This is a genomic window from Microbispora sp. CL1-1 (assembly GCF_012034195.1).
Lineage (GTDB): Bacteria > Actinomycetota > Actinomycetes > Streptosporangiales > Streptosporangiaceae > Microbispora.
This window is the reverse complement of the sequence record NZ_JAATEK010000088.1, coordinates 1-7,392: the sequence shown is the minus strand read 5'-3', so window position 1 is coordinate 7,392 and position 7,392 is coordinate 1. Positions and strand designations below refer to the sequence as shown.

The window sequence follows — 7,392 nt, the reverse complement described above, 5'->3', positions numbered from 1 at the left end:
TTGTCGAAGCGTGTGGCAGCACCAGGGCGACGGCAGGAGCTACGGCGCAGCCAGCTCGGACAGCTACCCTTAATCGCCGCCCGTGATCGGTCGATTACGAAAGGATGGGAGAGGTGGACGCCCTCGCGCACAGCTACCTGTTCTGGATCGGCCTGATCCTGCTGCTCGTTGTGCTGTACCTCCTGCCAACGCTGATCGCGCTCTTACGCGGCGTGGAGAACGTCCTTCTACTCATAGCGTTCAACTTCTTCGGCGGCCTCACCTGCATCGGCTGGCCGGCAGCGCTCTTCCTGGCCTTCGCACTGCCCACCCGCCACGACCGCCGATGACGTCCGTCAATCACCGCCCTCCAGATGCCGAACCGCGTCGGACTGGCTGCAGATCGCCAGGCGATGCGCGGTCCAGGCTGGGGCCGAGCGTCCTTCCAGATCTAGGATGACGCCGTGTTCGTCGACGGTGCAGGTGATGCCATACGGCCAGTCGCCGAGGAAGACCCCCAGAATCAGATCCTCCGTACCGCCCTGGACGATTCGGTGCAGCCGCTCAGCTGCGGCACCCGGCGAGGCGATGACGAACAACCAGGACTGGCCCTCCGGAACTCTCGCGTCCGTACGCTGCCCGCTTCGTCTGACGATCTCCACTTCCAGCTCGGTCACTACCTCCTGCATGGTGTCGAGCACCACGAGCCCCGGATTCGCCGCGTGTAGCGCTTGCTCGCCGAACAGGCGCACCGCGTCTTCGCGCGGCACGAGTACGCGAGCCGCCATATGACGCCCGGCCAACAGCTCCAGGACCATGGCACGCGTCACATTCTCCGCGCCCGGTCCGGTGAGTCCCGTCCCGTTCATGGCCGCCAGCGCGACGAGGTAGCCCAAGCTCGTCGACTCCTGTTCGAGCATGGAGTCGAGCGTTGTGACGGGCACATCATCGTCGGCCCCTATTGCGGTGACCGACTCTTCCGAGGCCTCCACCGGCGGGAACGGCAACGTATCCCTCACCTCGCCGTGGCGAACCAGCCGATCGCCCTGCCTGGTCAGACGGGTACGCCGCCACCACATCACCGCAGCGCCGACACACTGACGTCGTCGGTGGTAGGCGATGGCGAGCACAAGCAGCGCGGCGAGGCCGACGGGAATCGTCAGGGGCATCGTCGACGCCGACGACTCCAGAGCGGCATTGGCTGCGTAGGGAGCCGGCTCATGCTTTTCGCCGAGCGTCGGCCGCGGCGCCGGGCTCCTCTTTGGCCGCGTCAAAGGCTTGGCTGAGGGCGTTCGAGCGATGATTGCCGTTGGCCAATGGCCAAGCCCGCGTCTCGCCGCCACTTCATCTATCACCAGCGGCTTCTCCCCCGTGGCCGCTGCTGCCGGGCTCGCCGCAGGATGGCCTGGCGTCCGCCGGTGATCGCGCCAGGGCCGGTTCCGGACGTGATGCTCCTCCGCTTCCCGATCACGGCTCACAGGTGCAGCCTCCGGCTTCTCGGGACTCTTTGTAGCCATGGGAGAAGGCGCGGCGGCTGGAGCAGTTGCCGGCTGCTGCGGGACCTGCGGAAGTCGTACGACCTGTTGGGGCTGCTCCGGGGCCGGTTGCGAGGCCTGTCCGCGCCACGAGTCCCGTACGGCGCGGCCCACGTCGATGTTGTTGCCGGCGAGCCAGTTCTGCACCTCGCGCTGCATGGCCGCGCACAACTTCGTGTTGTCGACGTACCGGCCTGCTGTACCCGTCAGGTGCGGGCACCCGGGCGGCGGGTCCGCCTGAGCCGCCCCCGCCACGGCCAGCGCTGCGGCGCCTGCCAGCACTCCTGCGGCAGCCGACCGCCACATCGGCGTCCGGCCTCGGAACGGATTGCTGGCTGTCACGACGGCACCCCCGGGTCGATCACGAAGCGAAGATGATCAACCACGATAGGCAGCTATGCCGGTGCAACAGCGCAGCTCAGAGCCGAGTCGCGCGAGCAAAATAACGATCTTCCAGCTACCTATGCCGGGGTGACGCGGATGGTGCCGGAGGACCGGCGGAACGCCCGGACGAGCGAGGATTCTGGCCGGGATCCGTGCCGAGCGGCCTGGCGACGGGCTGCGGGAAGTCCGCCGCGGCCAGCCGTACCGGGGCACCCGCCGCAGGTGACGCCACAGCGAGGTGTTGGGCCGCCGCTCGTGCCGCGACCGCCTGGGCCATCCTGCCCTGGGCCGTACGGAGCTCGGCCACCGCGACGACCAGCGCCGCGATGTCGGCGATGAGCGATCCTCCGGACCCTCGCGTCCCGGCACCGAGCCTTCGCACGGCCCTCCGCAGCTCCAGCCCTGCTCGTGTCGGTGGCAGAATCCGCGCGTACGGCTCTCGCGCGGCGCGGTCGAATGCCTCTGCGGCATTGCGAAGCCGCTGGTCCTTCAGCAGGCGCGCCGCGACATGTAGCAGGTCGGAGGTCGCCCCGGGCACGTCCGCCGCGCCGCCCGTTTCGCCGACTGTGGCCTCGCGCAGCTGCGCGGCGGCCTGCCGGGCGGCCGTCGTCACCAGCTCCCAGATCTCCCGGCGGTCGTCGGCACCCGCTCCGTCGGGGTGGTGATCGCTTCCGCCGCGCCACCGGGCGCGGAGTTTCGGAAGAGTGAGGTCGGCGGCGAGCCTGCCGCCGCCGAACCACACCAGCTCGCCGGCGCGGTTGCGATGCTTCGGCAGCGCCACCGCGTACCCCGTCACCTCGCCGGGATTGCGCTGGCTCATCCGCTGCCGCACCAGCACCCCGGCGGCTTCCAACGACCGGAAGAACTCCTCTTCCGAGGCCGCTGCGGCGGCTGCGGTGACGACGTGCTGCCGTAGCACCGTCCGCGGCACCTCATCCCACCCGCGCCGCCGGGTCTGTTCTGTCTCGCTGCGGGTCGGCCGGCGCGCCGCCGTCCGATCTCCGGGTGCGGTCACGCGCAGGCCGTACCGGCGCTCGACGGCTTGGCAGGCCTCCCGTACCCGGTAGAAGTCGTTCCAGGTCCGGGGCTTGGTGCCGTCCTGGCGGGCGAGCGTGGCGACGATATGGATGTGGTCGTCGGCGTGCCGCACGGCGACCCAGCGCACGCCGTTGTCATCGTCGGCCGGCGCGAGACCGGTGCGGGTCATGATCTCCTGGGCGACCTGCGCCCACTCGTCATCGCTCAGGATGCGGTCCTGGCGTGCGGCACGGGCGACGCAGTGCCACACCGGCTCGGCGTAACCGCGCTCCCCCAGCGCGGCGAGCGGCTGGTTGAGCAATCCGATCAGATTTCGGAAATCCCGCCCGCCTTCCGGTCGGAGCGACGGCTCCACCTCGGCCGGATGCCGCCACCCGACGACGATGTGCGGGTTGACGTGCTCGTTGGCCCGGCCCGGGCCGTACAGGTAGTACAGCAACCCGCCGACGCGGCGCCCGCGCATCACCTTTCCGATCACCGGATCGCCTTCCGGACGCCTTCCGCGATTCCGTCCAAGCGTTGCACCGCCCGCAAGCACGCGGCGGCGTACGGAACCAGGTTGCCGGGATCGGCGCCGGTCGCGTTGAGCGCCGCGACGGCCTGGTTGAGGTTGACCCCGATGCGGCGCACCTGGCCAGCGGCGTGCATCAGCTCGATCAACGCCTCACGCAGCGGGTCGGGCATCGGCGGGTTCACCATCCGCGCCGCCGCCAGGGCCGCCTCCGCCGCATAGGCCCCGCGCGCCAGCCCAAGACGTTCGGCGGCCGTGCGGAAGTCGGCGTACTCCTCCTCGGTCAGCACGAACTTCACCACATGCGGCCGCGGCACCGCCTGGCGTTGACGCCGCCGCTGCCGCACCTGCCTGGACCCGGTGTCCTCTCCCTCATCAGACATCTTCGTGACCGCTCCCCCGACGACCGCGCCCGGTCGCAATCGATCAGAACCCACCCCGAACCAGTGGCGGGAGTGGGCGGTTCTGATCACGAATGTTCCCCGCCACATCCCGCCGGATGCAGCGGTAACGGGACATTACGAATATCTTGCTCCCGCCCTGCGGGACTCAGACTGCGGGTGCAGCGCCGTGGACCGACTGCCGCCATTCCAACGCCTCGGGCACGTCGCGGTACTCCAGCAGGTACTGTCCGTGATCTTTAGAGGTGACAGGGAGAGGCTGTCGCCTGAACGGCAGAACTAGCACGAGGCGGGGGCGTCAAACGGCGCAGGAGACTGAACCTCGCCGCTGCATGAAGGCGTGGGATGGAGTTCCAAATTCCGAGCTGGTTCTGCCTGCCAGAGAGCGCCACGTCGGCGACAATTTGCACATCGCCGGTTTCAGTAAGCAACAGAGGGTGGGCTCCGCAATGCCTCACCCCGCACAGCTACGAAGGATGTCGAGGCGGAGTGAACCATCCCTGGGCCATCTACCTGCGGGCGTACCTGGGTGTTCGGATTCAGCACGCGCGAACAGCTCCGACGCGTGGAGCCTCGGCCGTTGAGTGGGTGATCATCACGGCCATCATCGCCGGCGTCGCACTGGGCCTGGCCACGTTGATCAAGACAGTGGTGGAGCAGAAGCAGGGCGAGATTCAGCACACCCTCGGGGGCGGCGCGAGCGGCTGACCGGTTGCCTACGACAGTCGCGCCGCCCCGAGCAGGGTCGGTCAGCGGCCGCCCGGCCATACCGCCGCTCTGCAGGCACCCCACCTGACGCGCTTGTCCGAACCGATCTCCCCCTGGCAAAGCTTGAAGACCTTGACCGATCCGAACAGGGAACTGTCGGTAGCACAGCCGCCCTGCGGCGCCCGCACCTCGAACGGCTTGCGCGCGTCGACGGGATTGTCGTTGTGCCACACGGCCTTGTAGGCCACGTTGTCCTTCCTGCCGTCGCAGACCTTGATCATCGATCGATCCGCCGGAACGCTCACGCGGCCCTCGCCGTAAGCATCGCTCCAGCCTGGCGCGCCGGCCCGCGCCGATCCGACCGTCCCCAAGACCAGCGCCCCGGCCAGCAGCGCGACGGACAACCCTGCCCTCGATGCCATGTCTCCCCCGTTGATCCTCGACAGCCGTCCCTACTCTAAGTATTCGATCTTGCACTTCAAGCATTTGCGAGGCTGTTTCTAACAACTCAAGTGGGCTCTTCTGGCCGTCGTACAACCAGGACACGCCTCATTGCTGGCATCTGCAGGAAAGTGATGGCCAGCTGAATGAGCGCGGTTGCCGTCACCGGCGTGAACCATCAATTCACCTTGTAGGGGTCGTAATGGGCGATTGCCGTTTGGAGATGTCGCCGACCCGGTTGACGAGCACGGAGGAGAAAGGCAGACCTTGGGCTCAGAGGCGTACAAGGCATGTCCCCGCATCGCCGTACCGGCCAATTTCCGCTCATGCGCTCACGGAGACGTGGTTCTCTCGCGCGTAGACGACGAGGCGGTGACCGGCAGAGCTATCGAACTCGCCCTTGGACATCCATCCGAGATGCTGGTAGAGACGAGCGGCCGGGCTGTCTTTCAACGTCAGCAGCCACGCTCGTTCGCATCCACCGGCCACACGGTGGAGAAGCGTCCTGCCGAGGCCACTGCCTCTCGCTTTTCCGGCGACCATCAGTTCCACTACTTCGAAGGCGTTGCGCGACATCTCCGCGAAGGCGGCGGGACCGACCGCGTCGTGTACCTGCTCTATCAGCGGATCGGCGTCTCTGGTCGTGCGTGCGGGCCAGCCGTAACAGACGCCGAGCAAGGTGCCGTCCTCCGAGGCTAGCGCGGAGCGGAACCCGGGTTGCGCCACGTGGCCCGCGAGTCGCGAGGGGAAGGCACGCAGGCGCTCCTCCGGCTCTGACCAGGGCGGTACGGAGAAGCATTCGATGTAGAGATCGTGCATCGGTTGTTGCCATCTGAGCACTTCGGCCGCGTCCAGGTCATCCACCAGCACATAGCAAGTCTTTCGCAGTTGCGAATGACTTGCAATAAGTTGCCTGGGCGCTTTACCTTCGCCCCATGAAGATCCTCCGTGCCCGGTTTGTCACCCTCGCCCGGCTCGGCGTGGTGGCGATCCTCGGCCTGTCCGCCTCCTGCGCGGCACCGTCGTCACCTGGCACCTCGTCGAGCAATCCGGGAACGCGGGACACGTTCGTCCTCGGTCTCGCTTCTGAGCCGGACACACTGAACCCGGTGCTCGGCTATGAACCCGATGGCGGGTCCTTACTGTTCGACGGTCTGGTCCGGCGTAATGCGGATCTCACGCTGGCGCCGGCGCTGGCCGAACGGTTGCCCGACGTCAAGGGCACGACCGTGACCTTCACCCTCCGCCAGGGCGTGCGGTTCCACGACGGCACGCCTCTAACAAGCGATGACGTGGCCTACACCTATCAGGCCGTGCTGGACCCGAAGAACAACTCCGGCATTCGAGGTGACTACACGGCGATCGAGTCCGTCGAAGCGCCCGATCCGGCCACGGTGGTGTTCCATCTCAAGCATCCCTACGCGCCGATCCTGCAGCGCGCCACGCTGGGCATCGTGCCGCGGCGTCTGCTGCAGGGCCAGAGCCTGGACAAGGTCGCGTTCAACACCAAGCCCGTCGGAACGGGACCGTACCGGTTCGTGTCCTGGACCCCGGGCGACAAGGTCGTCCTGGAGGCCAACCAGTCGTACTGGGGGGGCGCCCCGGCGATCAAACGCCTGGTCATGGCGTACTCGGCCGACGACAACGTACGCGCCACCCGGATGGCGGCGGGCGAGTTCGACGCCACCGAGCTGCCACCCAAGGCGGCCGCCCGCTTCGAAGACCAGGTCGGCCTGACCGTCTACAAGGTGCCGAGCGCGGACTACCGCGGTGTGATGTTCCCCCTGGACGCGCCGGTCACCGGCGACAAGGCCATCCGCAAGGCGCTGAGCCTGGCGCTGGACCGCTCGGCCATGGTCGGGGCCATCCTCGCGGGTGCCGGTCGGCCGGCCTTCGGTCCCGTGGCGCCCGGCACCACCTGGCACAACCCGGCCGTGGACGGCACGCCCACCCCCGACCGCGACCAGGCGGCCCGGCTTCTGGACCAGGCGGGATGGAAGCCGGGCTCGGGTGGCGTCCGAGTGAAGGACGGAACGCCCGCTTCCTTCACGCTCATGTACCCCGCAGGCGATTCCCTGCGGAAGGATCTCGCCCTCGCTGTCGCCTCGGACGCCAAGAAGATCGGTGTCGACGTACGGCTGGCAGGGCTGGACTGGGACGCCATCGAACCCCGCATGGCCAAGGACGCGCTCATCATGGGCTACGGCAGCCCGTACGACCCCGACTACATCAACTACGAGATGTTCCACTCCAGCTTCTCCGGCCAGGGATTCTTCAATCCCGGCCACTACAAGGAGCCGGATGTCGACGCCCTGCTGGAGAAGGGGCGGGCGGAGACCGACCCGACCGTGCGCAAGCAGACCTACGACGCCTTGCAGCAGCGCATCCGCGACGA

At 67.9% G+C, this 7,392-nt stretch carries 8 protein-coding genes; 3 read left to right on the top strand and 5 right to left on the bottom strand.

Annotated elements, in window-relative coordinates; genetic code table 11:
- Nucleotides 1-113: 113 nt before the first annotated feature.
- Nucleotides 114-329, top strand: a complete 216-nt coding sequence (locus tag HCK04_RS39670; RefSeq protein ID WP_168066658.1) for a superinfection immunity protein — start codon at nt 114-116, stop codon at nt 327-329.
- 6 nt (nt 330-335) lie between these two features.
- On the opposite strand, the gene HCK04_RS39665 is transcribed toward HCK04_RS39670, so the two are convergent.
- The 3 genes from HCK04_RS39665 to HCK04_RS39655 all read right to left on the bottom strand — a co-directional run bounded on the left by HCK04_RS39665 (nt 336) and on the right by HCK04_RS39655 (nt 3,830).
- Complete coding sequence (locus HCK04_RS39665) at nt 336-1,673, bottom strand: hypothetical protein (protein ID WP_142652671.1); 1,338 nt, start codon at nt 1,671-1,673, stop codon at nt 336-338.
- A gap of 298 nt (nt 1,674-1,971) precedes the next feature.
- Nucleotides 1,972-3,414 (bottom strand): relaxase/mobilization nuclease domain-containing protein, encoded by a 1,443-nt coding sequence (locus HCK04_RS39660; protein WP_142652670.1) that lies wholly within the window; start codon nt 3,412-3,414, stop codon nt 1,972-1,974.
- Nucleotides 3,411-3,830, bottom strand: a complete 420-nt coding sequence (locus tag HCK04_RS39655) for a MobC family plasmid mobilization relaxosome protein (protein WP_142617316.1) — start codon at nt 3,828-3,830, stop codon at nt 3,411-3,413. The genes HCK04_RS39660 and HCK04_RS39655 overlap by 4 nt, the downstream gene beginning before the upstream one ends.
- Before the next feature lie 507 nt (nt 3,831-4,337).
- Here HCK04_RS39655 and HCK04_RS39650 point away from each other — a divergent pair.
- On the top strand, nt 4,338-4,556 hold the full coding sequence (locus HCK04_RS39650) for a hypothetical protein (protein ID WP_142617315.1): 219 nt from the start codon (nt 4,338-4,340) through the stop codon (nt 4,554-4,556).
- Between the two features lie 41 nt (nt 4,557-4,597).
- Here HCK04_RS39650 and HCK04_RS39645 read toward each other — a convergent pair whose 3' ends face one another.
- Together HCK04_RS39645 and HCK04_RS39640 are read right to left on the bottom strand one after the other, a co-directional pair.
- Nucleotides 4,598-4,960: a hypothetical protein gene (locus tag HCK04_RS39645; RefSeq protein ID WP_142617314.1), complete on the bottom strand. Its 363-nt coding sequence runs from the start codon at nt 4,958-4,960 to the stop codon at nt 4,598-4,600.
- Between the two features lie 361 nt (nt 4,961-5,321).
- The gene (locus HCK04_RS39640) at nt 5,322-5,867 is read right to left on the bottom strand and encodes a GNAT family N-acetyltransferase (protein WP_142652669.1); all 546 of its coding nucleotides are present in this window, start codon (nt 5,865-5,867) and stop codon (nt 5,322-5,324) included.
- A gap of 65 nt (nt 5,868-5,932) precedes the next feature.
- On the opposite strand from HCK04_RS39640, the gene HCK04_RS39635 reads away from it, so the two are divergent.
- A partial coding sequence (locus HCK04_RS39635; protein ID WP_142652668.1) for an ABC transporter substrate-binding protein occupies nt 5,933-7,392 on the top strand: 1,460 nt, incomplete at its 3' end.